Annotated in this window: 15 protein-coding genes; 12 read left to right on the top strand and 3 right to left on the bottom strand. The window is 61.1% G+C overall.

The features are described from left to right. Nucleotides 1-60 precede the first annotated feature (60 nt). On the bottom strand, nt 61-720 hold the full coding sequence (locus C1M53_RS27925) for a type III secretion protein (protein WP_245488319.1): 660 nt from the start codon (nt 718-720) through the stop codon (nt 61-63). 181 nt (nt 721-901) lie between these two features. On the opposite strand from C1M53_RS27925, the gene C1M53_RS27930 reads away from it, so the two are divergent. After that, nucleotides 902-1,582, top strand: a complete 681-nt coding sequence (locus C1M53_RS27930; RefSeq protein ID WP_245488320.1) for a L,D-transpeptidase — start codon at nt 902-904, stop codon at nt 1,580-1,582. Between the two features lie 48 nt (nt 1,583-1,630). Further along, nucleotides 1,631-2,554, top strand: a complete 924-nt coding sequence (locus C1M53_RS27935; RefSeq protein WP_129415337.1) for a LysR family transcriptional regulator — start codon at nt 1,631-1,633, stop codon at nt 2,552-2,554. Nucleotides 2,555-2,567: 13 nt separating this feature from the next. Here C1M53_RS27935 and C1M53_RS27940 read toward each other — a convergent pair whose 3' ends face one another. Beyond that, entirely contained in the window at nt 2,568-13,907 is an 11,340-nt protein-coding gene (locus tag C1M53_RS27940; protein ID WP_129415338.1) for a LysM peptidoglycan-binding domain-containing protein, read from the bottom strand. Nucleotides 13,908-13,981: 74 nt separating this feature from the next. Next, nucleotides 13,982-14,827 carry a MurR/RpiR family transcriptional regulator gene (locus C1M53_RS27945; RefSeq protein ID WP_245488322.1) on the bottom strand — a complete coding sequence of 282 codons (846 nt, stop codon included), beginning with the start codon at nt 14,825-14,827 and terminating at the stop codon, nt 13,982-13,984. 227 nt (nt 14,828-15,054) lie between these two features. On the opposite strand from C1M53_RS27945, the gene C1M53_RS31825 reads away from it, so the two are divergent. The 10 genes from C1M53_RS31825 to C1M53_RS27990 all read left to right on the top strand — a co-directional run bounded on the left by C1M53_RS31825 (nt 15,055) and on the right by C1M53_RS27990 (nt 23,675). Continuing rightward, the gene (locus tag C1M53_RS31825) at nt 15,055-15,228 is read left to right on the top strand and encodes a hypothetical protein (RefSeq protein WP_165358259.1); all 174 of its coding nucleotides are present in this window, start codon (nt 15,055-15,057) and stop codon (nt 15,226-15,228) included. A 119-nt stretch (nt 15,229-15,347) separates the two neighbouring features. After that, nucleotides 15,348-16,316, top strand: a complete 969-nt coding sequence (locus tag C1M53_RS27950; RefSeq protein WP_129415340.1) for an EscD/YscD/HrpQ family type III secretion system periplasmic domain-containing protein — start codon at nt 15,348-15,350, stop codon at nt 16,314-16,316. Then, complete coding sequence (locus C1M53_RS31950; protein WP_186307012.1) at nt 16,313-16,744, top strand: hypothetical protein; 432 nt, start codon at nt 16,313-16,315, stop codon at nt 16,742-16,744. The genes C1M53_RS27950 and C1M53_RS31950 overlap by 4 nt, the downstream gene beginning before the upstream one ends. Nucleotides 16,745-16,833: 89 nt before the next feature. Beyond that, on the top strand, nt 16,834-17,073 hold the full coding sequence (locus C1M53_RS27960) for a hypothetical protein (protein WP_245488323.1): 240 nt from the start codon (nt 16,834-16,836) through the stop codon (nt 17,071-17,073). Next, entirely contained in the window at nt 17,070-19,223 is a 2,154-nt protein-coding gene (sctV, locus tag C1M53_RS27965) for a type III secretion system export apparatus subunit SctV (RefSeq protein ID WP_129415342.1), read from the top strand. Before C1M53_RS27960 ends, sctV begins: the two co-directional genes overlap by 4 nt. Nucleotides 19,224-19,289: 66 nt before the next feature. Then, entirely contained in the window at nt 19,290-20,645 is a 1,356-nt protein-coding gene (locus C1M53_RS27970; protein WP_129415343.1) for a type II and III secretion system protein family protein, read from the top strand. 10 nt (nt 20,646-20,655) lie between these two features. Next, nucleotides 20,656-21,090 carry a hypothetical protein gene (locus tag C1M53_RS27975; RefSeq protein WP_129415344.1) on the top strand — a complete coding sequence of 145 codons (435 nt, stop codon included), beginning with the start codon at nt 20,656-20,658 and terminating at the stop codon, nt 21,088-21,090. Nucleotides 21,091-21,167: 77 nt separating this feature from the next. Then, a complete protein-coding gene (locus tag C1M53_RS27980) occupies nt 21,168-21,965 on the top strand; it encodes a tetratricopeptide repeat protein (protein WP_245488325.1) in 798 nt (265 codons plus the stop codon). Nucleotides 21,966-21,988: 23 nt separating this feature from the next. Then, the gene (locus C1M53_RS27985) at nt 21,989-23,029 is read left to right on the top strand and encodes an EscU/YscU/HrcU family type III secretion system export apparatus switch protein (protein ID WP_129415346.1); all 1,041 of its coding nucleotides are present in this window, start codon (nt 21,989-21,991) and stop codon (nt 23,027-23,029) included. An 88-nt stretch (nt 23,030-23,117) separates the two neighbouring features. Next, nucleotides 23,118-23,675 carry a PRC-barrel domain-containing protein gene (locus tag C1M53_RS27990; RefSeq protein ID WP_129415347.1) on the top strand — a complete coding sequence of 186 codons (558 nt, stop codon included), beginning with the start codon at nt 23,118-23,120 and terminating at the stop codon, nt 23,673-23,675. Nucleotides 23,676-23,703: the final 28 nt, after the last annotated feature.

A 23,703-nucleotide genomic window follows, 5' to 3' on the forward strand; every position in this document is an offset into this window, starting at 1 on the left:
CCATGCCGCTGGACATGTTCGACAGTGCGACCTCGAGCGCTCCAATCGGTGCAACTTGCATCAGCGTGCCTCCTGCCCTTGTTTCGGTTTCTCGGCGGGAAGGATCTGGGCTTCCGCCTGCCTGCCCCGGAAAACCCGAACCGAAACAGCTTTTTGTGCGCTTTGTTTCGCGGAGACGCCGAGCGTCTTCCTGACGAGGTCGATGTAGGATGGCGGACCGGCCACCTGAACCACGTCGTCCTGTTGCGAGACCTTGAGCGAGAAGCGAGGATCGATGACACCAAGCCTGTTCAGCTTTTCTTCTGCTCCGGCCGCGGCGTTTGCATCGAGCGGGATGGTCTCGTTGTGAACTTCCGCCTCGGTCGCCACGTTGAGGACGAGACCGTCAAAGTGCCAGACAAGTCCGTAGCGGCTGCAGAGTTCATCGAGAAATGTCTTCGCGGTGCCAGCTGGCATGGTACCGCTCAAACGTCCCTTAACCTGATCGCTGACCCTCACGGTCACGCCCATGTTGCGTCCCAGTTCGATCAGCGCATCGCGCACCGACTGGTCGACGGTGATGTATTTGTAGGGGCCATCCGGCCAACGCGGCTCGGCCGCCTGCACGGCAAACGTGGAGAAACCGAATATGAAAAGGCCGACGACACCAGCCAGTCTCGAGGAGGTGGCGGCGAGAGAAGACAGTCGATCCGAAGTGCAGGAAGCAAGTCCCGTCAACATTGATCCTACCGAGAAAAGCCGGCTTTCGCCGATCCCGCCCACGCAACATTCACCCGCCGATTCACTCTATCGCGCACATGTTGAAATGGGAAGTCCAATTGGATTGCGATTGTAAAATCAGTTCCAAATGTTGCGCGCGCTCTTGAAAAAGATATGTTGCGCTCCAATCGAGGATCACGGGATGGTGATCGCGAGCAGAGGGGATGTGGCGATGACGATGCGGTTGCGCTTGCCGCTGTTTCTTGTGAGCCTGATCTTAACGGTCATCTCCGCAGGCGCTCAGACCAATTCCGGTTATGATCCGCGCAGTTGGGCATATGACGAAGCTACCAACGCAGTGATCCCACCTTCCGCAGCGGGTGATACCGATCAACCTGTCGAGAGCGAGGGACCGCCCCCGTCCTGGTCGCCTATTCCCAGGCAGGTCGTGAGCTTCCGCGATGCGCAGCCCACCGGAACGATCATTGTCAGCACAGGCGAGCGGCGGCTTTTTTATGTGCTCGGCAATGGAAAGGCCCTGCGTTATGCCATCGGGGTGGGCAAGGAGGGCTTTGAATGGGCGGGCCGCGACAAGATCTCTGACAAGAAAGAATGGCCGGACTGGCGCCCACCGCAGGAGATGCGCAGACGCGTCGCAGCGGACGGGAAGTCGCTACCGCTTCACGTCGCCGGCGGGCCGAACAATCCTCTCGGTGCAAGAGCGCTCTACATCGGCAACACGCTCTACCGTATCCATGGTACGAACCAACCCTGGACGGTCGGCAAGGCCAACTCCTCGGGGTGCATCCGCCTGACCAACGAAGATGTCATCGATCTCTATGCGCGCGTGCAAATCGGGGCGAACGTTATCGTGAGGCATTAAGATCGCGACAAAGCACTTTTCAGCAGCAAAGAACGTTTAAAGATCACAATGATCCCATTCAATATCAAACAATTAGAGACATTTCTTCTGGTCGCGGCCTTCGGCTCTTTCCGCAAAGCCGCCGAGCGGCTGAACACCACCCAGCCCGCCGTCTCCACCCGTATCGCCAGTCTTGAGGAAGCGCTCGGGGCAAAGCTTTTCGAGCGCCAGGCCAGTACCGTGCGACTGACTGCGCAGGGTCAACAGCTGCTGCCCTCTGCCCAGAGCGTGCTCAAGGTGGCGGAGCGGTTGCAGCTCACGGCAAAGTCTCTGTCGGAAACCGCAGGTGTCTTGCGGCTCGGCGTCTCTGAAACCATCGTCCACACCTGGCTGCCGGACTTTCTCAAGCAACTGCAGACGCATTGTCCGCTGGTAGACGCCGATATTCTCGTCGATTCATCAGCAACTTTACGCAGCGAATTGATGACCCACCGCATCGACCTGGCCTTCCTGATGGGGCCTGTCTCGGAATATGCGATCGAGAACATCGACATGCCGCCCTTCCCGCTCGTCTGGGTCTGCGCTCCTGACTTGGAATTGCCGAAGGGCCGGAAATTGACCTTGCAGGAGCTGACGCGTTTTCCGGTCATCAGCTATGCTCGCACCACGCGTCCCTATACCGAGCTCTACCGCAAGTTCAGCCGCGATCTTGAGGAAATGCCGCGCATATTCCCGGCCAATTCGATCGCTGCGGCGCTGAAGATGGCAATGACGGGAATAGGCATCGCCTCACTGCCGCGCGATGTCGTTGTGGAGCATACAATGGCCGGGACCTTGCGCATCGCCGACTGCGACTGGCATCCGTCCGACCTGGAGTTCACCGCGTCCTATTCGTCGGAGCCGTCCAACCCGCTGGCCGAGCAGGCAGCGCAACTGGCGGCATGCACGGCACACTCCTATTCGGTCCGCGCCAGCAGAGCGCGGACCCAATGACGGACGATCACAGTCAACCAACTGCAACGGTCGGCAGATAGATTCGATCGCCGGCGAAGATCACATCCGGGCTCACGATGTGATCCATGTTGAGCACCACGGTATCGGCCACATCCGCGGAGTTTGTCGTGGCAATGAGCCGGATGCTGTCGCCGTTTTTCACTTCGACCCAGCGGTAACCACCCTGCTCAAGTTTGGGATTGATGCGCCCATCGCCGTTGCTGGCACCATCTTTGTGGGCTGTTACGAGATCCGCCGAAACCCAGCCGGAATGCATCTTGCCATCAGGCCCGTAACCCTTGACGGGAAGCCATGCCTTTCCTGAACCATCGGTCGACGGCTTCGCCGTCTGCTCGACGAAGGTGCCGGGCTGCAGCACCGTGACGACGGTGGCGCCACTGCCCGGCTCCGTGCGCAGGTTCAGGCCGTCATCGGCAAGAACGACAAGCTGCGGGAAGGTTTCCGGCGGTTCTTTCTCCCCCGGATCAGGCTTGTCCGTGCCTTCATCGGGTTGAGTGCCGTCGGTTCCGGTTTTGTCGTCCGTGTCTTTCGGATCCGGCACCGGTGCGGGTTTGGCTGCCTTCCACGGTTCGCTCAGCAGAGCATCCAGCGAGAAGAGCAGCATGCCGACGCCGAAGGTGATGCCCAGGGTCCACCGGTCCCAGGCGGCCCACTTCTTGTCGGACTTTTCCGCTGCTGCGATGTCGGCCTCGGTGCGCGGCACGGAACGACTGTTGACACGATCCGTCCGGATCGCCGACGCCCAGAACTCGGCACAGCCAAAGGTGAACATCGCCCCCGCTACTGTAGCGATCGGCGCCGGCCAGGAGTTCACCGTATAGACGGCACAGCCCAGCACATATCCCGGACCAGCCAGATATTCGGCCAGATTCCTGATCACCGGGCGGCCGGTGAAGGATTGCAGCATCGACTTGGTGCCGTAGACCATGTTGCCGAGCGTGAAAGTGCTGTTGACGATAAGGTCCTTGCCTTGAACCACGCCTGTCGCGGCGCCCGGCGCCGCGGCGATGAATGTAGCTCCTCCCAGCGCGTTGAGGAACCGCCCGAACGGCTTGTGGGCCGCGGTCGCGTTGGGGAATATGGCCTGCGCTCCGAAAACAAGACCGCGTACCCCGAACGAGACGGCTCCTGCCGTTGCGCTCCAAGTCGGCGGCAGCGTGCTCCACAATGTGTAGGACGTGCCGGCCATGGCGCCGAACGTATCGAGCGCCGCCTGGTATTCCCTGGTCCGGGCGTAGGCCAAGGCACCGTCGACAAGGACGCGCTGATCCGGTGTCATCGACTTCCTGTGGGTCGCCCGGAATGTGGTCAACTGCAGGACCGAGAGCCCGTTGGTTTGGTCGACGCCCATCCACTCGAACTGCTCGAGCGTGAACTTGCGGAACTGGCCGGGGCTCATTTCCTCGAACTGCTTCGGCGTCACCGCCTCGATGTGCGGTTGTGTCAGTGCTTCGGTGTGGTGAATGGTGAAATCGCCCCACTGTTCGCGGGTCAGTGCCGGGATCTGCCTGCCGGTGAGCCACGGCACCTGTTTCGGATCGAACTTTGCCATGTCCAGCGAGCTGATCATGGTCTCGGGAATCGCCGGAACCTGGCGCTCACCGAGATTCTTGAACAATCCGGTTTTGCCCAGACTCTCGAATTGCGGTGACGTGAATTTCGCCACCTGGCCTGGCTTGAACCACGGAATCTGCCGGCCTTCCAAGGTCGAGACGTCCACAAATTCGATCTTGTCTCCCTTTATCGCCTGTACCTGTGGCTCGATCAGGTGACGCGTAAGGCCGGCGATGCCTAAATCCACGAACTGCTGGCCGGTCATGTTGCCGACCTGACCTTTGGTTACCCATGGGATCTGTTTCGCATCGAGACCCGCGATGTTCAGGAAACCGGTCTTCGACTTCGGAATCCCTCGCAACTGGCTTTTGGTCAGATACGGCAGCAATCCGGCCTGGTCCATGTCGTGGAACTGCTGTTCGGTGAACTCGGCCACCTGCTCACGCTTCAGCCAGGGAATCTGTGCTGGCTGGAAATCTCCCATGTCGAGATTCCGGACCTGGTCGAGTGGAACCGCCCGCACGCCATCTCGGGTGAGCGGTCCATTGCTCGAAGCCGGCTGCCCCTTGTTGGCAGGCGCAGGGGCATACGGCCGCCCAGCGTGAAGCGGGACCTGCCCTGTCTGTCCAGTCCCGTCTTTCGTCAAACGGAAATAGGAGCCAGTCTCGTCGGCGGCACGGGTTACCGTCAAACCCGGAACCCCCGCCACGGCCTCATTCAGTACATTTTGGTCCCCAACACCCATAAGATGAACCTGGCCACCGGGTTTCAGCCGATCAGACAGGACTTTTAGCGGGATCATTGTCTGATCCGCACTGCCTCCTTGCGGAAGCACATCAGTGCCTACGACAATGCGGTCAAATGCCTTGCCGCTCCGGAGTGCAGAAATGCCGCGGCCATGTGGAGACAGCGACGTTATGTTGAGATCGCTGGTGTTGCGCAGCACGGGGCCGTCATAACCAACAACAAGTACCCGTGCTCCCGGGGCAAGCCCTTCCAGGCCATGTGCCGCCTGGTATTGCTGGTATGTCGTATCGGCATAGCGACCATAGAACTGTTCGTAGGTGCCGTCGGACGTGCTTGGGGACTTTGCTCTGTGCAGCGCGGCCATCTTGTCGACGGCTTGTCCGACGCTGATCTCATTCGCCACGTAGCTGGCAAAGGCATCAGCTGCAATCTCGTTCTGTTGATCGCTCAGGAAGGAAGCCGGCTTGCCGCCATTCACCGCAAGCTCGTCGGCGACGGTGTACTGGGCGAACATCGCCTTGCCCTCGGGGCGCATGTAGGCGTCGACGGCCGCGTCTCTGAAAGCCTGCCCGTTCGCAAAATTCTCGGGCCGCAGATCGATCGGAACATCGCTTACATGCGACAATTCGTGGGCGAGCATATCGACGAAATCAGCGAGTACCGTGTCGCCGTCCGCATCGGGTGCACGGAAGGTTTCTGCGTCCACAGAGATCAGGCGCACATCGTCCCTGTACTGCGATCCGATCGCAGTCACGTCGTCACCGGAGTGTGCATCGACGATCCGAAGATCGCTCCGAGCCGGATTGACGATGCGCACACCTTCCGCCTGAGCGCCGCGCAAAAGAGACATCAGCGTTGGCGATCGAGAAATCTGGTCGGCGAGACCGGCCCTGGTGACTTCCTTCATGCCGATATTCTGAGGCAGCACCTCGCCCAGCAGGGTCAGCGCTTCCTGGCGATTTGCCGCGATTTCCGTCCCGCTCAACGGTTTTGCAGAAGGCGTTCCCCATGGCAGTCCAGTGCCTGTGCCTTGTCTCGGCCTTGGACCTGGGGCCGCCGGTGGCTGAGCGCCACCCAGCATGGGATCTTCCGACGCACCGCGGATCCAGGGCACGACAACAGGTGCGCCACTGTCGGGGTCGCGAACCAGGATATGCGTCTTGGTTGCGGTTTCAGGAGCATCCGCAGCCAGACGAGGCCCGTCGACCGGCGGTATGTAGACCTGTTCCGGGCCTCTGGGTTCGGTCCCCAGCATGGCAGCGACAATAGCCTTCCCGTCCTTGTCCCTGAGTTCGATGGTTCGAGACGCCTTTACGGCCGTCGGCTTGTTGTGACCGAAGATGTTACCGACGATTCCGGCTTGATCCAACGCGCCTTGGAGTTCCGCGGATGGAGGCGCGTCAAGGAAGACCCAGCGCGGCTGATAACCTGGATTCTCGTTGCGCAGGGCCACGTCCTTATTGACCTGCTCCTGCAACTTTGGCGTCAAGGGTACTTCGCGCGCCTGCGCCACACCGTCGGTGGTGATCCAGCGATGATACGTTTTGACTTCGATCGCCTCGATCTCGCCTTGGCTCTTGAAGACAGGCGCGTCTACGTAGCGGCCACCTTCACCGGTAACGGGGTGCGGTCCGTTTGGATTGGCGGCAACAGGGAAATGCACTTCGCCCAGCGAACCATTGAGCTCGCGGGTATAGACCTCACCAGCCTTCCACTTCTCAGGCTGCCGCATGTTGCGGATCTGCTGCAACGAAAAGGTGGTCGGCGGCGCTGCCTCCAGTGCTTTCCTGACAGGCGCTGTCTCCGTTCCCTTCCCACCGACGGGGCCAGCCCCGTCGTCCGGCTTTCCCAGGCTACCCGGAACATGCTCCTCCGAAGCGCCACGCGTCCAGGGCAGGACATAAGCTTCGCCGGTTTCCGGATCGCGGAAGAAGATATGCGACTTGTGCATCAGGCCGGGTTCGTCGCCGCGCGCCTGCGGACCATCCGGCGGTGGCACATAGACGCTCTCGGCACTCTTCGGCAGCGGCCCAAAACGGGTTGCCGTGATAAACTGGCCGTTCTCGTCCCTGATCTGCATCGGCCCGCTGTTGCGGCGTCCCACTTGTGAAGAGAGCAGTGTCATGAGGCCGTCGGCGACGTTCTGGCGCATGAAGCCGCCATCAACGATCGAGGCACCGAACTCGCTGCGGAACTGCGCTATAGCCGCCAGTTGATCGGGCCGCGCCGTCGTTTCCAGCTTGTCGAGAAACTGCTCGAGGGATTTCTTTGCACCCTTCGGAATGCCGGTGGCGGCACCATCGCGCGAAGGCTCGACGGCGCGCGCGATCCAGGCCGGAACGGACAGATCTGCGCTTTGCCCGTCGGCAGTCTTGAACGTTACCTGGGCGGTTTCGTTCTTCGCGATGGAGCGGGCGGCGCTGGGTGCCTTCGACTTGAACTGGACCCTGACTTCAGCGCTGTATGCGAACGCTCCCGCAGGCAATGGCGGTGTCGAAAGCGAGGCGGTGTATCGCGTCGCCGGCGTGCCATCCGCCCCATAGAGGTTCTTGTAGATATTGCCGGCGCCCGGCATGTAGCGCGGCTGCGGTGTGCCTTCCGGCTGGAAGCGGGCCGGCAGCCACGACTTGACCGTCGACTTCACCTTGTAGGTCAGCGACGTCGCGATCTTGTCGGGATTCGTGCCGAGCACTCCCGGCAATCCGTTGCGGTCGTTGAAGATGATATCGACAAGCAGCGCCTCCGGGTTGAGGACGCGCACTTTCTCTCCGGTCAGAAGGACGATGTCTGCGCTTGGCGTCTTGCCCGGAACAGCCGAGAGCCGCAACCCGCTGGTCGTCGGTTCGTCGGCATATGAAACGGTGTTGGCAGGGTCTATCTGGCCGGCCTTGACCAGGTCGCGGATCGACTGGATGCCGTTCCCCTCCCCAATGGCGATAACGAGATCCGCGGCTTTCACAGGATCCTTGACCACGAACTGGACCTTCAGCACAGTCGAGCCGAGACCGGACTGGATCTGGTCGTAGGTCTGCTTGGAGACGACATCGCCTGGCTTGAGCGTGTCCTTGACAGGCAGCTCCGGGCGCATCTCCACGCCCACGCGTGGAAGTGCGTCTACCGCGTCTACATGATTTGCGACGATGGGCAGCCGCAGGCCAGCCTTGGTCTCGGTCATGACGCGATCGAACGGCAGCGCGCCCTCCAATCTGACGTGGCCGGCCTTGTTTTCGGCAGGCACACCAAAGAAATCATGCTGACCCGGTACGAGCGTAACCGCTGTTCCCTTGAGCGAAGGGGAATAGGTCATCTCGATGACAGTGCCGACCCCGTCCGGTGTCTTGCCAGCGATGGTGGCATCGAGCGGCCTAGCATCATAGCCGGCCTTGTCGTTGAAGATGCCTTCGCTCGCCTTGCCGGACAGATCGCTGGCGCGGACCGGCAGAGCCGTTTGCTCGGAAACCGGCCAGACCCCTGCCTGAAGCGCGGTGATGTTCCTGTATTCACGAGCGCGATAGGAAACGACGCCCTGCGTGCTCAACGCATCCTTGAACGGCGTGACGCTGCGCTGGCTGAAACTGTCGACGATCGACCATCCGATGGCGCCGAAATCGGTCTTTGTACCAATCCCGAAACCAACTGCCGCTATGGTGGGTGAGCCTATGTCGAAGGCCTGCCCGGTGTTGAGGCGCACCCGGAATGTCACCCCGACCCGAAAGTCCGGCAGGCTCTCGCGCAGTGGCGTGCGTGCCAACTGGACACCATCCGGCCCGTAGCGTTCCGCCATTTCACGGCTCGAATAGTAGCTCTTCTCGGTTTCGTAGCGCTGCAGCAACTGCTCGTTGGTCAGGCCATCCAGATAAGCCGAAGGGGTGCGCTCGTCCTTACCGCTGGTGTAGGTGTAGCCGCTGTTGTCCCTTTCCGGCATGCCGCTGAAGGTGCGCGTCGTCGGATCCCAGACGAGACGTACGGGATCGTCGGCCACAACCGGCATGTCCGGCACGATGATGGGGTCGCTGTCGCCCGGTCTGCCAACATTCACCTTGATGGGGTTGCCGCCAGCTCGCGTTGACGTCGCGACAGGAGGCTCCCCATTGCCCGACGGATCTCCCTTGCCGCCAGTCGGCGGTGTTTGCTCCGGTCCATGTCCTGTGCCAGCCGGCAGAGCGCGCTGGCCCGTCGGATTGGTACCTTCCGGACCATTTCGAGTGCCGAAATTGGTCCCCGATCCGCCGGGTTCTTCACCGACCACCTCGCCCTGGATGACGATTTCATCCGGGCTCGGCATGACATATCGACCTGTCGGCCGGTAAACTCCATCCGCACCCGCCTCATAGACGTGGCGCGGCCGCGGCTCGGAGCCTGCCTCGCCCGCGGGCGGCGGAGGCGGAGTATCGGTTGGTGGTCCATCGTTGGACGAGGGGCCGTCACCGCCACGGGGGCCGGGTGCTCCCGGCATGTTGTGCACCAGCCCGCGGCCACCGAGGCCTGTACCGACGGCACCCGTCCCTATGCCCATGATGGCATTGGCGAGTTCTGCAAACGACATTTCGCCACCGTGCAGCGCCAGGTCTTCAGCAGACCGCATCAGGATCGGTACGCCGGTGGCAAGGCCGGCTGCATCGAGCCCCCAGGCGGCAGTGTTGAGCCTGCCGCCGCTCTGCATGACGCTGCTAACCTCGCCGGCGTAGGATGACTGGGATACATTTACCTTGAACTTGCCGATGCCCCAGCTGGCGTCGGCCATGCGCGTCATGCCGAAGCCACCCTTGAAAGCCTGGAACGTGGACAAGGATGCGCCCGACTTTGCCAGGCCGATTGTTCGCAATGAACCCGCACCGACCGGCAGGAATGAAACGACGCCTGTCGCGATATTCCAGGCAGACTGGCTGTCGAACTCGCCACCCTGCAGCAGGTGTTCGCCTTCCTTGTACAAGGTCTTGCCGCCAAGGGCCGCGCCGGAAGCGATTGCGATCGGAATTGCCCACTGCCCGCCAGGAATGAAGGACACGATGGTCGCGGCGCCTGCCACGATGCCCAGGCCTATGTCGGTGGCCTTGTCCCAGAAGTCCACTTTGCGCCCGTCGGCAACCTCCAGCTCGTCGAGCGTGAATTTTCCGTCGGCGCCGAGCGACATGTCACCGCCCTTTGCCATCACCAGCTTCCCCTTGTCGCTGAAGATGCGGTTCTCGTGCTGGAATTCGTCGAAGCTGCCGTAGTATTTTCCGGAACTGTCGACGTAGCCTACCTCCTTGCCGCCGCCATCCTTGATGGCAAACAGCGCTGTCATGGACTCCATGCCGCCATCCAGCGAGAAGATCGGCACGACCTTCACCTGGGCGTTGTCGCCGGCACGGTCACGAATTTCATCGGTAACGTTTTCGACCCCCTCGCTCGAAGGATCGAGGCCGAGCGTCTTGGCAACGGCATCCGTCAGCTCGCCGCCTTTGTATTGCTTGTATTCGCCGGTGAAACCCTTGTCGTAGAGGTTCTCGAACTGGACCTGATATCCGGCGAGTGCCTTGTCTCTATGCTCCTGGAAATATTCGTTCTTGAGTTTCGATTCACGCTCCCCCATGCCGCTGTCGTCGAGAAGCTTAGGGTGGCCGGCTGAGAAGCTGTACCAGTCGCGTGCCGCCACCATGGCGGGTCGTGCCTCAGTCTCCCATTTCTCCAGCTGGTTCTTTTCATCCTCGGCTCTGCCGCGATCGATTTCAGCGGCGGCGACCTCCGGATGGACCCACAGCTTTTGGCCATTCATCTCGATCTGGACTGCCTTGCCACTGTCGCCGATCGCACTCGGGCCCTGCTTTCCATAGGCAGCGGCAACCTCCGGCGCGACCCAAACGTCACGGCCGTTGACCGTGATCTTTACCGGCTGCTCGCCTGGCTTCAGTGTGCCCGCGGGGGCCTCGATGGTACCACCACCGTGGTCGGTGATTGCTTTTTCGAGAGCCGTATCTGCGTTGATGAGTTTGGTTTTCGCATCTTTCAACCCGGCATCGAGCTGCCCGACCTGTGTGCCGATGATCTTGGATTTGGCGGCTTCCAACGCCGATATCGAACCCGTGCCCCCCGGTGTGCAAACCGGCGCGGAGGTCGGCGTGCTCCGGGTCGACGACATCACGTCCTGCCACTGCTTGTTCAGGGAGTTATTTCGGAAGTCGTCCCTGATGTCCTTGTTGTTGAGATCGTAAGTGAGCTGAACCTTCAGAACATTGGTGTCGTTGTTGTTCTCATCCAGGAAATTGTCGTTCTCGTAGGTGTTGACCATATAGAGCTGGCCATTTTCCTCGATGAATTCCTGTTTCAGGAGCTTGCCGGTGTAGTCACCTTCACCGTTGGTGTACCCATTCTCGTCGAAATGATGCGGATTCCTCTGCCTGGCTTGCGCGATGATCTGCTGCTTGATCGGCTCGACGCGAACGGCCAGATCCATGGCATCCTTTTGCGCAACGCCGTATTCTGCATAGGCTTCAGCCAGTGCGACCTGGTTACCTGCCGCCTTTTGCAGCGTTTTCAAACCTTCGAGTCGGTCCGTTAGCGCCTTATGCTCCGGGCTTTCCGGTTTGGCATCTGTCAGTTTCAGCTCCAGTTCGGTCGCGCTGACCATCTGGTCGACAGTTGCCTTGTTGCCGTTGGCGGTATGCAGGCTTGACTGTATGAAAAGGTTGGAGACTTCCGAGTGCTTGGCTTTGGCGTCTAGATTGATCTCCATGTTGCTCGGCCCGCCCGACTGGCCGGCCGCTGGCTTGCTCGGATCGCTGATGGCCGGCAGAGTCGACTGCTTGCCAATCGCCGCAAGAAGATCCTTCTCGCCTTGCGCGTATTCGACCCTGGCCGTCGTGGCCTTTTCAAGCGCGTCGTTGGCGAGGGTCAGTCGCTCCTGCGCCTCGGCAAGCGTGCCTTTCGGGGTCGGTGCTTTCCATTCCAGGCCGTAAGGCGCCAAAGCCTTGTCGAGTGTCGACTTGGCGGCGGTCATCGCTCCCTTGTAAGCCGGGTCGAGGGCGTAGACGTCCAACTGTGCCTGGCTTTGCACGGGCTTGGCCTGGGCCTCACCAAGGCGTGCAACAGCTGCATTCTCCGCGGCGATCGCCTTGGCCACTTCCGGATCGAACCATTGCCAGCTGCCGTCGACCATGAGCGGCACCCAATTGCCGCCGGATTTGGTGGATTCTTTCGGTGGCGCACCGAACGGGCCAACCGTCGTGGTGGAGCCGTCGAGCTGCGGCGTTGCGGGCTTTCCTCCGCCGTATGTCGCGATAGCGTCCTTTACCGCCTGTTGCTTGTTCGTGACGTCCTTGAGCAGATCCGGGCTTGCTCCGCCGAGGATGCCTTCCAGGGTGGTTTTCAGAACCGTATCTGCCTTGGCTGTCTCCGGATCCTTGCTCTTGGGATTGATCGACACAAGCAACGTGGCCAGCGCTTCCTGTGCAGTACCAACCTTGATATCCAGGTTCGCGCCGGTGGTGTTGTTGTGCAAGGTCACGCTGCCATCGGGCTTGGTCGTCAGCGTATAGCCGTTCGCCGTGACCTCGACGGTCGTCCGGGTTCCGTTCTCGATCCTGACCTTTTCGCCGGGATGAATGAGGTTCGGATCGCGAGGATTGTCGAAAAGCTCCGGATTGGTCTTCCTCAGCTCATCCAGCGTCACGCCGTGCTGCTGTGCGATGAGAGTGAGGTTGTCCCCAGGTTTAACTTCGTAATCTATTGGTTTGCCATCATTGATCTTTTCGGTGGTCGTCTTGGTAACGCGACCATCCTTGTCGGTAACGATCTTGATCTCGGTGCCAGCCTTCGGATCGACGATGGTCGTGGTGGCTTCGCCCGTCTTGGTGTTGCGGGTGGTGTTCGTCGTCTTGCCGTTGCCGTCCACAGACGCCGTGGTTTCGGTATCGCCCTTCGTGGTGACTACCGTGCGTGTGTCGTGCTGGTAGTCGTAATAATAGGACGTTTTGTCGCCGGAATGCGGATCGACCAATTCGACTGACTGCACGTCGCCATTGTCACTCTTCGGATCCCCGGTCTTGACCTGGTAACCGGCTCCCTGCAGCTCAGCGATCACCTGCTCTTTGGTCAGGCCCCGCTCCTTGGCGATCTGGTCGATGCTCTTGCCAGCGGCAAGATCATCCTGAATGCCCTTCGTCGTTGCCCCGCCCGGATCCTGGGTCGGCGCAAGCACGGTTTTCTTCCCGTCCGGTCCGGTCACGGTGGTGACCGGTAGCGCCGGTCCGCCCTTCGGCGTCACCGTTTCAACCGACGCCCCGTTCGGCATCGAGGTCCGCTCGGTTGTGGTGCCCGAGCCAAGATCGTCCTCGTAGCGGGTGGTGATGGCTCCCGTTTCGGAATCGTGGCTGCTGGTCTGCTTGCGTCCGAGGCCATCTCGAAGAGGCGTTTCGGTGGGAGCAGCTGACCCGTCCTGCACGGCCGCATAATAGGTGTCATGCTGATAGTCATAGTAGAGCGTGACGGTCTTCTGGTTTTTAGGGTCGCTGGTGTCCTTGATAACCGTCGTCCGGACATCGCCGTTGTTGCTCGTCGGATCGGTGACGGTGACTTCCAGGTTGTTGCCCGCCCTGATCGCCGCGAGCACCTGTTCGTTTGTCATCCCTCGTTCCGAGGCGATCTTTTCTATGCTTTTGCCCTTCTTCACGTCATCGATGATGCTGTGGGCCGTCTTGTCCGCAGCGGGGTCCTTTTCGGGCGTGCCGGTATTCAGCTTGACCGGAGCAAAGGCCAGGGTCGTTGGTTGAGTGTAGAGCGCCGGCTGAACGCCCGTGCCATTGGCCGGCGTTCCAGCGCTTGCATTGACGGGCGTCGCAGCGGGCTGCTGGAGAGCGTCAAGCTTGCCGGTGACCTGGGTAAGCTCCTGGCGCGCCGTCGCTGCCCACTCGCGCTCACCCATCTTGTTGGCAAGCCGGATCTGTTCCCTGAGCTGGGCGGCCTGGGCTTCCAGTTGCGCGATTTGCGCAGCATTGGCTTTAGGGTCGACCCTGGGCGTGGGGTTCAGCTTCGGCAATATCGGACGAACCACGTGAACGACCTCCGCAATGTGCTCCGCCCCAAGGGGCTGGCCGAAGGTCGTCCGATAGGCATCCCGAAAGGGTGCTAGCGAGCGGCCTTCCAATAGACGCCGAAGGCAGCGAGCTGCTCTTGCGACTGTTTGAGTTTTTCGGCGGCATCGACATCGCCGAGCGGCGCAGCCAAAGCGACCAGGATTTCAACCGCGGCAAATGCCGGCACCATGCTTGGAAAGAACGAACTCGAGTTCGACGTCACCACGATGGTCTCGCGAGCCATGCGCGCCAAAGGCGAGACGCTGCTGTCGGTGATTGCAAGGATTGCCGCACCCTGGCTTGCGCACTGACGGGCGAAATCAATCGTGGCGCGCTCGTAGGGTGCGAAGCCGACCGCAAGCACGACATCGCCAGCACCGGCATCCAGCAGTGCTTCGGCACCGGCGCCATGCGAATCGGCCACGAACATGGCCTTGCGGCCTTCATCAAGAAGAGGTGAAACCGTCTGCACGAAATGGCTGACGACCGAGCGAGAGCTTCCGAATCCCAGACCGAAAATGGTCTTTGACCCGGCGATCAGCTTGGCTGCCGCCAGAAACTGCATGGCGCTGCCATATTCGCCGAGGCTGGCAATCTGAGCGGCGAGCGTGTCCGCCGCGATTCCGGCTGCGGGATAGTCCGGATCCTGCTGCGGCGATGAGCCGGATCGCCCCACCTCGCCCACACCGCGCTCGCGCAAAGCACGCGCGTATAGGCTGCGCATATCCTCATAGCCATCGAGGCCAAGCCAGCGCGCCAGCCGCATCATAGTGCTGTGCGACACGCCCGCCTGGTTGGCCTGCTCGCGCATGGACATCAAGGCGACGTCCTGAGGATGGTCGAGCACGAAACGCGCCGCGACCTGCAGCTGCGGCGGCATCGTTTCGAATCGCTCCACGAGCAGTTCCGACAAAGGACCTTTTTCCATTTCCTAACCCCAATTTGCCCGGTTCAAATTTACCTGCTGCTTGCAGACAATGCAACAGTTGGAATTTTCATGTTTTCGATATTCCAAATGGACTTTTCATTTCTGCAGCGCTGCACTAAGTTCGAACAGCAATCTAAAGGGAGTCCATTACGCCGGGCTGTCACGATTGCGTGGAATGGTTCCTCAAGGAGACAGTCATGACCACTACCCCTCCCGTCAACGGCGGAAGTCCGGAGCAGAACCTGGACAAGATGATCAAGCACCAGGAGCGGATGTTCGGCCTGGAGATCAACAAAGAGATCGCGAAATCTCAGCACGATATGTTGATGAGCACCGCCAGGACGCTCGGCCAGTCGGCCGAAAAAGCCTGAGGCGCAGGGTTTATCAGTCATTCTGCGCCGCCGGAGGTTACCGGCGGCGAGCCGCATCTCGGTGTATGAACTTTGGACCGACAGGCGTTTGAAATCGTTTTGGCGGGAGGTTGAAAGGCATGAGCGCTCACTCGACCCAAAAGCTTGAAGGTGGCGCGGGCAGGCTTGCGTTGCGTGCCCTCGCGAGCAAAGCCACAAGCCTGACCCCTTACAAACCCACGACGCTGGCAGTGACCGGCGGCTTTCATAGTGGTGCCAGCCTTGAGTTGACCGAACCATCTTATGTGATCGGTTCGGACAGCGGTTCGGATATCGTCCTCAGGGATCCCGGCATCGCCTCACTCCACGCCAGGCTTCACCGAAAGGGTAACCTGGTTGAAATCGAAGCGATCGGCGGGGACCTGGAACTCGACGGTGGCGAAACCATCCGCAAGGGCCAGGGCTGCCGGCGCCGGCTGCCACTCGGCATTTCGTTGGGCGATGCACGGTTGCGACTCACGGGAGCTGAACCGGTTAAAAGCCGCTGGACGCTCTCCCAGCGTCCGTTGCTTGCCGGTGGCGTTTTCATCGCTGCGGTTTTTGCCATTTCCGTTGCCGCCAACGGCCTGTCCATCGCGAAGACCGATGACAAGGCTGCCAAGCTTGCGCTCGCCGACGGCGAGGTAACGGGAAGCATTCCGGGCGCCGACGCCGAACATCTGGCTGCCGCACAAACGGCATTGATCGAGCGGCTCGGGCAATCGGGACTGGGCACCGTTTCAGTCGGACGTTCGGCCGAACGTCTGGTCGTTTCCGGCACGATACCCAATGCACAATCCAGCACCTGGACCGAAGTCCGCACATGGTTCGACCAGAAATACGGACAGGTACCCCTGGTGTCGAACATCGTGGTCGGCGATGCCGCGCAGCCACCACGTCTCACCCTGCAGGCGATCTGGTATGGTGAGCGCCCCTATGTGATCGCCGGCGACGGCACACGCTACCATGAGGGCGCTTTCACGAATGACGGCTGGACCATCAAGGAGATTGGACAGACCGCGCTCGTGCTGACAAAGGGCGGCGCCACGGTCGCGCTGAAATACCAGTGAACCGCCGCGTCGACGGGCCACGTTTCGACGCACGGCCAGATTCGATCGGCAGGGATGGGCATGCGAACGCTTCCCACCCTCAACCGATCGAACGCCGGCGCCTGAATGGCGTCAACCGGACCAAAACAAAGGGCGCAAACTCCGCTTCCGGCACCGATGGACTGGAAGCGGAAACCTTGGGCGGGCCATCTGCGAGCACCACGGGCAAATCGCTCGACGAGATCCTCGCGGAGTTCGTCATGCCGGAAATCCCCGAACCGGCGATCCTGCGGCGTTCGGTGCCCATTCTGCACCATTTCATCACGGAGGTCGTTCCCGATCTGGAGGGCGGTGAGCCGCTGAGAGCGCTTGCGAGAACGCTGATGCAAGACGAGATCGAGCGTCACCGGGAGTTGCTGGGACGTCTGCAAGGAGGGACTGGAACCTGACCGGGCCACGCGAGGCTGCACATCTGCTGCATGTCCTTGGCCATCTCTATGGATGTCACGGCCAGGCCAGGCGGGGGGCAGTCTATCTGTTGATTGCAGCACAGCTTTCCCCTGAAGACCCCGGCGTACTGAGAACATTGGCACACCTGCTCATCCTGGATGGAGAAGCGGACAAGGCGCTCGCCACAATCGCCAGGCTGGAGACACTGGAAGGAATGCAACATCCCACCCTTCACCTCCTGAAAAGCCGCGCCTTGCTTGTCGCGGGACGCAAGCCGGAAGCGCGTGAGGCGTTCCAGCGCTTCCTGGCGAAAAGGCAGGTGCAATGACCCTTTCGCAACGGCTGCTATACTTGCTCGGCAAAGCATCCCAGCGCGGTGACCTGGTCATTGCAGTGCTGATTCTGGTCGCTGTGGTGATGATGTTGATCCCGCTGCCGACTTTCCTGGTCGACGCGTTGATCACCGCAAACATCGCGCTCAGCGTGCTGATCCTGCTGGTCGCGTTCTACGTTTCGCATCCGCTCGAATTCTCTTCGATGCCCTCCGTCATCCTGATCGCCACGCTGTTTCGGCTGGCAATCACCATCACGACAACCCGCCTGATCCTGTTGCAGGCCGATGCAGGCGAAATCATCACCGCCTTTGGCAATTTCGTCGTTGGCGGCAGCATCGCGGTGGGGCTGGTGGTGTTTCTCATCATCACCGTGGCGCAGTTCATCGTCATCGCGCGTGGCGCCGAGCGTGTCGCGGAAGTGGCCGCCCGCTTCACACTGGACGCCCTGCCCGGCAAGCAGATGAGCATCGACGCGGAACTCCGGAACGGCGATATCGACCAGGCTGAAGCCAGGCATCTGCGCCGGCAACTGGAACGGGAAAGTCAACTCTTTGGCGCGATGGACGGCGCCATGAAATTCGTCAAGGGCGATGTCATCGCGGGCATCGTCATCATCCTGGTGAACCTCATCGGCGGCTTCACCGTCGGTACGTTGCAGCACGGCATGTCGATCGGGCAAGCCGCATCCACCTACTCCCTTCTCACGGTTGGCGATGGGTTGGTGGCGCAGATCCCTGCCCTGCTCGTCGCCATCGCGGCCGGCACGATGGTGACGCGTGTCGGCGGTGCCGATGGTACGGAGGATCTCGGCAGGCAGATCAGCTTCCAGTTGCTGCGCGATCCACGTGCGCTCGGCCTTGCCGCGCTGATCATGATGGGGCTGGCGCTGGTGCCAGGTTTCCCCAGCCTTGTCTTCGTTGCACTCGGCATCGCCTTCGGCGCCGGTGCCTTCATGATCCATCGCAATGCCCGCCGCGAAGACGAGCCGGCGGAGACCTTACCCGCAACAACTGTACAAGAACCTGAAGGCGTACTCGCGCTCGATGGTGGTGCGAGGCCGTTGCTCGGCTCCAGCCGCATCATCGTCAGACTTGGCAAGGCACTCGCCACCGAAGTGGCCGAGCCGCAATTTCGGCAACGGACGGAGGCGATGGGTCGAAAGATCTTCGAGGATCTCGGCGTCGAGATTCCAGCCATCGGAGTTGACGTCAGCGAGACGATTTCCCCGCGCAACATCCGCATCGACCTCGAAGGTGTGCCGATCCTGGAAGCCGAAATCCCGGCCGACCGGGTGCTGGTCGAAACGGAGGCAAGCCATCTGGAACTGCTCAGCCTCACCTATGAGGACGGTGCCGCCCTAGTCGGGCAACGCAAATTCTCCTGGGTCGACCGGGACGGCGTTCCGGCGCTGGAAGAGGCACAACTGCCCTATTCGGAGCCGCTTGATATCGCTTCCAAATGGACCGCGCATGCACTCCAGCTCTATTGCGGCCATTTCGTCGGCATCCAGGAAACACGCAAGCTGCTCTCCGAGATGGAGACGGACTATGCCGACCTGGTACGGCAGACCGCCGAGATCGTACCACTGCAGAAGATCGCCGACGTGCTCAGGCGGCTGGTGGCCGAAAACGTGCCTATCCGCAATCTGCGCCTGGTGCTGGAAGCGCTGGTCGAGGCAGGCCAGCACGAACAGGATGTCGTCCCGCTCACCGAGCATGTTCGAACGGCGCTGAGGCGACAGATCAGCTTTCGCGTTGCCGACCGCAACAACATCATCTCCGCCTACGTGCTGCAGCGTTCGGCAGAAGATCTCTTGCGCGATGCGGTGCAGAAGACATCGACCGGAGCTTTCCTCAACACGGCGGATGCTGGTGTTCAGGGGCTGGCGGCCGAGATCGAACGCCATCTGTCACGCGCTGCCGCCAGCGTCTCGCCGGTGATCGTGACGGCCGCCGACGTGCGCCGTCACATGCGCGCGCTTCTGGTGCAGAACGGCATCGAATTGCCGGTTCTTTCCTTTCCTGAACTCGCCCCCGAATTCAACGTCCAGCCATTGGCGACGATCTCGGGAAACTCAGGACGATCCAGAACCCCATCGCTGCCATCCGCCGGGGTGCTGGGGGGACAAAACACGGCCGGATGATTTGGGGACGAACAGCAACGGCATCGGGGACCAACGAATGCCGGGAATGCTCGAGAGAGGGACTGCATGCCTAGCCGCCATACCGCGAGAGCCGAACGACGGCGCACCTTTCCGGCCGGGATCAAGATTTCCTGGCTGGTGCTCGCTCTTGCCGTTTTCCTGACTGGTCTTGTTTCGTCGCTGACGGACCTCAAGGCGCAGGAGATTTCAGGAATGCCGGTGCAGCCGACGGTCGACCTGCCCGTCGGCCAGGGGCGTCTGCTGCGCTTCAACGAACCGGTCGAATCCGTATTGATCGCCGACACGACGATCGCCGACCTGCAGGTCGTCTCGCCTGGTGTGGTCTACGTCTTCGGTCTGAAGCCTGGCCTGACCAATCTGATCGCGATCACATCCGATGAACGTATCAAGGCAACGGCCCAGTTTCGTGTGACGGCCGACATCTCTTCGGCCAATCAGGCCAAAAAGGCCATGAGACCGAATTCGGCTACGAACCTTGCCATCTTCGGCAACCGCATCGTGACGACCGGGGAGGCCCGCGGCGTAGATGAAGCAACCGACATGGACAACATCGCCCGGACCTTCTCCCCGACCGAGGAACCGCCGATCAACAACATGACGGTGAAAGGCTCGCAGCAGGTCAACATACGGGTTCGTTTCGCCGAAGTCTCGCGCACCGAGCTGCAGTCCTACGGTGTCGATTGGAACGTCGGCTACAAGAGCGCCGGCTTCGAATTCAACATGTTTCAAAACAACGGTGTACCGAGCGGCAACACCGGAAATTTCGGTCTCAACCTGGGCCAGGATCATGGCATCAACTTCGATATCCTGATCGAGGCGCTGCAGCGCAACGGCATCGTCAAGATCCTGGCTGAACCGAACCTGACGGCGGTGACCGGCCAGACGGCGAAATTCCTGGCCGGCGGCGAAATCCCGATCCCCATCCCGCAAGGAAACGATGTCGTCACGGTCCAGTACAAGCAGTTCGGCGTTTCGCTGGGGTTCACGCCGACACTGATCGGGCGCAACCGGATCGCTCTCAACGTGCAGCCTGAAGTCAGCTCACTGTCCGACAGCGGCGCGGTAATTGGAGCCAACGGCTTTTCCTTACCGAGTTTCGTCGTACGCCGGGCTGACACCACCGTCGAAGTGGCAAGCGGTCAGACTTTCGCCATCGCCGGACTGTTCCAGCAGCGCACCTCCCGCAATGTCGAGAAGTTTCCGGTGCTTGGCGATGTGCCGGTGCTTGGACCGTTGTTCCAGTCGCAGCGTTTCCAGCGCGAGGAAACCGAACTGGTCATCCTGATCACGCCCTATCTGGTCGAGCCGGTGCGAGACAGCCTCGCCACCCCGCAGGACAGGCCGGCTAAACGCGCCAAGCGCAAAAAGGGCGGCTCGTCCGTCGGCCTGATCGTCAAGTAGGAGAACAGCGATGAGAGTGTCGAACACCTTTTTCGCCATCATCACGACCATCCTGCTGTGCGGCTGTGTCGGCAACACCAAGCCGGAACAGGATTATTCACCAGGCTACAGTTATGTGGCGACAGGCCCGGGCGGCTCGAACAAAAGCACGTCCGGCTCCGTTCTGGCGCCCAACGCCTGCCTGAACGATCCGGTCGATGATGACAATCCTCCGGCGAACTCGTCGGCGAGCCTGACACAGATATCCGGCGTTGGTCAGCACCTGCCGCCGGGCTGCGCCAACGCATACAACCTGCAGCGCATGATCGAGAGCCAGCGTGATCTCGTTGAGGGTCGTCGGATGGGATCCGCGGCGGCAGGCCCGACAGCGCGTGCGGCGCGGCGTTATCTGGACGGCGAGCAGCCTGTACCGGCCGCCGAGACGCCTAGCCTGACGACGAATTAGCCACAGGTCCTGCTTCGGGCCAGGCGGTCCGAAGCGATTTGAAACTGACCACAGAGGGTGAACGGGGAGAGATGGATATGCGTGTCGTTTTCCTGCCGGCATTGGCAATCTTGACGCTGGCAGGTTGCCAGACGGGAACCCACAGCGCCGTCAATCCGAAGAATGCGGCTCCCGCTTCGCCTTCAGAACGGCTGATCAAGCTCGCCGACGACATTGCGAAGCGGGGCGACAGCGACACGGCGATCGCGCTCTACCAGAAGGCGGCGGCCCTGCCCGACGCCCGTCCGAGCGCCTACGTCAAAACGGGTGATGCTTACATGCGAGCCGGCGATCCGGACCAGGCCGCCAAGGCCTATGAAGCGGCGCTCGCCAAGTCACCGAATAATGGTGAAGCGATGCTTGGCCTGGGGTCAGCGATGATGGATGCCGGCGACTACAATGCCGGGATGCGGGCACTCGCCCAGGCGGCACCGCTGGTCAACACCAGCAGTTCCTACAATCGCCTCGGTGTGGCGCAGACGCTTTCCGGCCACACCCAGGAAGCGCAGGTCACCTTCGGTCAGGCGCTCAAGATGGCACCTGGCGACCTCGATATCGAAACCAATATGGCTCTGGCCGCGGGTCTCGAAGGCAATGCCGGTGTAGCGTTGCCCCTGGCGCAAAAGCTGGTCGGAGCCTCCAACGCGCAGCTTCATCACAAACGTAACGCCGTCATCGTCTACGGGCTGCTGGGCCAGGGTGATCAGGTCAGGGCGACACCTCCAGTGGGCCTGCCAACGCAGGAGATCAACAAGCTGCTGTCGCAGGCGCAGTCCATCCGCGCCAAAGGCTCAACACAGGCCAAGGCACAGGCCCTCGGTTCCGTCCTCGGCTAGCGACGGAAGGCCCGAGGGGCGAGATGGCCGAAGAAGCCGAGGAAAAAAGACTACCGGCATCCGACAAGAAGCTGCGCGATGCCAAGCGCAAAGGCCAGGTTTCACAAAGCCGCGACTTTGTCTCAGGTTTCGGCCTGTGCGCGGTGCTTGCCTATGTCTATCTGGTCTGGCCGACCGCGTCGGCGCATTTTTCCGAACTGATCGACACGATCACGGATTACAACGTCCCTTTCGGCGAGATTTTGCTGCGCAGCGGCCGTCACGCATTTTTCCTGCTGATGTACATCACAGTGCCGATGGTTGCGATCGTCGTCGCGGTCACCCTCGTCTTCGGCATGCTGGCGACCTTCGGTCCGGTCTTTTCCTTCGAAACCATCAAACCGCAATTCGACCATATCAACCCGGCCAAAGGCCTGCAGAAGATCATGTCCCTGCGCAACGTCGTGGAGTTCGTGAAGGGCCTGGTCAAACTGATCTTTCTGTCCACCTTGTTCGTGGTCATCCTGGTGCAGTGGCTGCAACCTTTGTTCGATGCGCCGGGATGCGGCATGTCCTGCATGACACCGATGCTGTGGGGGGTGATGGTCCCTGTCGGCATTTCAGCCGCTCTCGCCTTTCTCGCGATCGGAATCTTCGACGTGCCGCTGCAGCGCTGGTTGTTCCTGCGCGACATGCGCATGACCACGACCGAGTACAAGCGCGAGCACAAGGACATGGAGGGTGATCCGCTTATCCGCCAGGAGCAGCGACGCCAGCGGCGGGAGGCGGTGCAGCAGCCGGCGCGGCTGGGTGTCCAGAACGCCGTCATCGTGTTTGCCGGCGACGAACTGGCGGTGGGGCTGCGCTACATCAAGGGCGAAACGCCGGTCCCGACAATCGTGGCCAAGGGACAGGGCCGCGCCGCACTCGATATCATCGCTCAATCCCGGTCAGCCGGCATCCCCATCGTGCAGGATGCGGCATTGGCCCAAGATCTCTTTGAAAAGACCAATATCGGAAACTATGTCGGCCAGAACCTGTTCTCGCCGATCGTGCGTCATCTCGTCCGTCACGGCCTGACATAATCTCTATCCGAACCCTCAACTTTTCGGAACGATCCCTTCGACGTGCCGTTGGGTCCTTGTGCATCCGTTGCAGAAAAGGAGATCAGGCATGATGAAAACGGCACTTCTGGGCGCGACATGCGCGTTGCTGATTGGTGGCTCCGCGTTCGCGCAAACCGCAACGCCAAGCGCCGGTGGTTCGACGGAAACCGAGATGTCGGTTTCGACAAAGGATGTCTTTACGGCGCCTCCGGGCACCGACGCCAACACCGTGGGTTCGATCCAGCCGAAGGATGGTCAGATCCTGGCAACAAACTTCATCGGCCAGAGCGTCTATGAAAGCGACAAGGCCGATGCGGCTACCGTCGGCAAGGTCAATGACCTTATCTTCACGCCTGAAGGCAAGATTGAAGCCGCGGTGGTCGGCGTTGGCGGGTTCCTTGGCGTCGGCGAGAAGGACGTCGCGGTCAGCCCCGACCAGTTGCAGATGGCGACACGCAGCGACGGCAAGACCTGGCTGGTCATGAAGGCCAGCAAGGATCAGCTCAACAGCGCACCGGCTTTCGACAGGAACAAGCTTGCGGAAGGCGTGGCGGCCCCTGGTGCATCCGATAGCGGCACCACGGCTCCGGCCGGAGGCGGCACGGCCTCTCCGCCGGCGCAGTAAGCAACAAGTCGCAATATTCAATCCGGCC

Origin of the sequence: Mesorhizobium sp. Pch-S (assembly GCF_004136315.1) — a bacterium.
Taxonomy (GTDB): domain Bacteria; phylum Pseudomonadota; class Alphaproteobacteria; order Rhizobiales; family Rhizobiaceae; genus Mesorhizobium.

Bases quoted from the DNA above. Each gene is read 5' to 3' on its own strand.
- C1M53_RS27925 (WP_245488319.1), bottom strand. From the start codon at position 720: ATGTTGACGGGACTTGCTTCCTGCACTTCGGATCGACTGTCTTCTCTC.
- C1M53_RS27930 (WP_245488320.1), top strand. From the start codon at position 902: ATGGTGATCGCGAGCAGAGGGGATGTGGCGATGACGATGCGGTTGCGC.
- C1M53_RS27935 (WP_129415337.1), top strand. From the start codon at position 1,631: ATGATCCCATTCAATATCAAACAATTAGAGACATTTCTTCTGGTCGCG.
- C1M53_RS31825 (WP_165358259.1), top strand. From the start codon at position 15,055: ATGACCACTACCCCTCCCGTCAACGGCGGAAGTCCGGAGCAGAACCTG.
- C1M53_RS27950 (WP_129415340.1), top strand. From the start codon at position 15,348: ATGAGCGCTCACTCGACCCAAAAGCTTGAAGGTGGCGCGGGCAGGCTT.
- sctV (WP_129415342.1), top strand. From the start codon at position 17,070: ATGACCCTTTCGCAACGGCTGCTATACTTGCTCGGCAAAGCATCCCAG.
- C1M53_RS27970 (WP_129415343.1), top strand. From the start codon at position 19,290: ATGCCTAGCCGCCATACCGCGAGAGCCGAACGACGGCGCACCTTTCCG.
- C1M53_RS27975 (WP_129415344.1), top strand. From the start codon at position 20,656: ATGAGAGTGTCGAACACCTTTTTCGCCATCATCACGACCATCCTGCTG.
- C1M53_RS27980 (WP_245488325.1), top strand. From the start codon at position 21,168: ATGCGTGTCGTTTTCCTGCCGGCATTGGCAATCTTGACGCTGGCAGGT.
- C1M53_RS27985 (WP_129415346.1), top strand. From the start codon at position 21,989: ATGGCCGAAGAAGCCGAGGAAAAAAGACTACCGGCATCCGACAAGAAG.
- C1M53_RS27990 (WP_129415347.1), top strand. From the start codon at position 23,118: ATGATGAAAACGGCACTTCTGGGCGCGACATGCGCGTTGCTGATTGGT.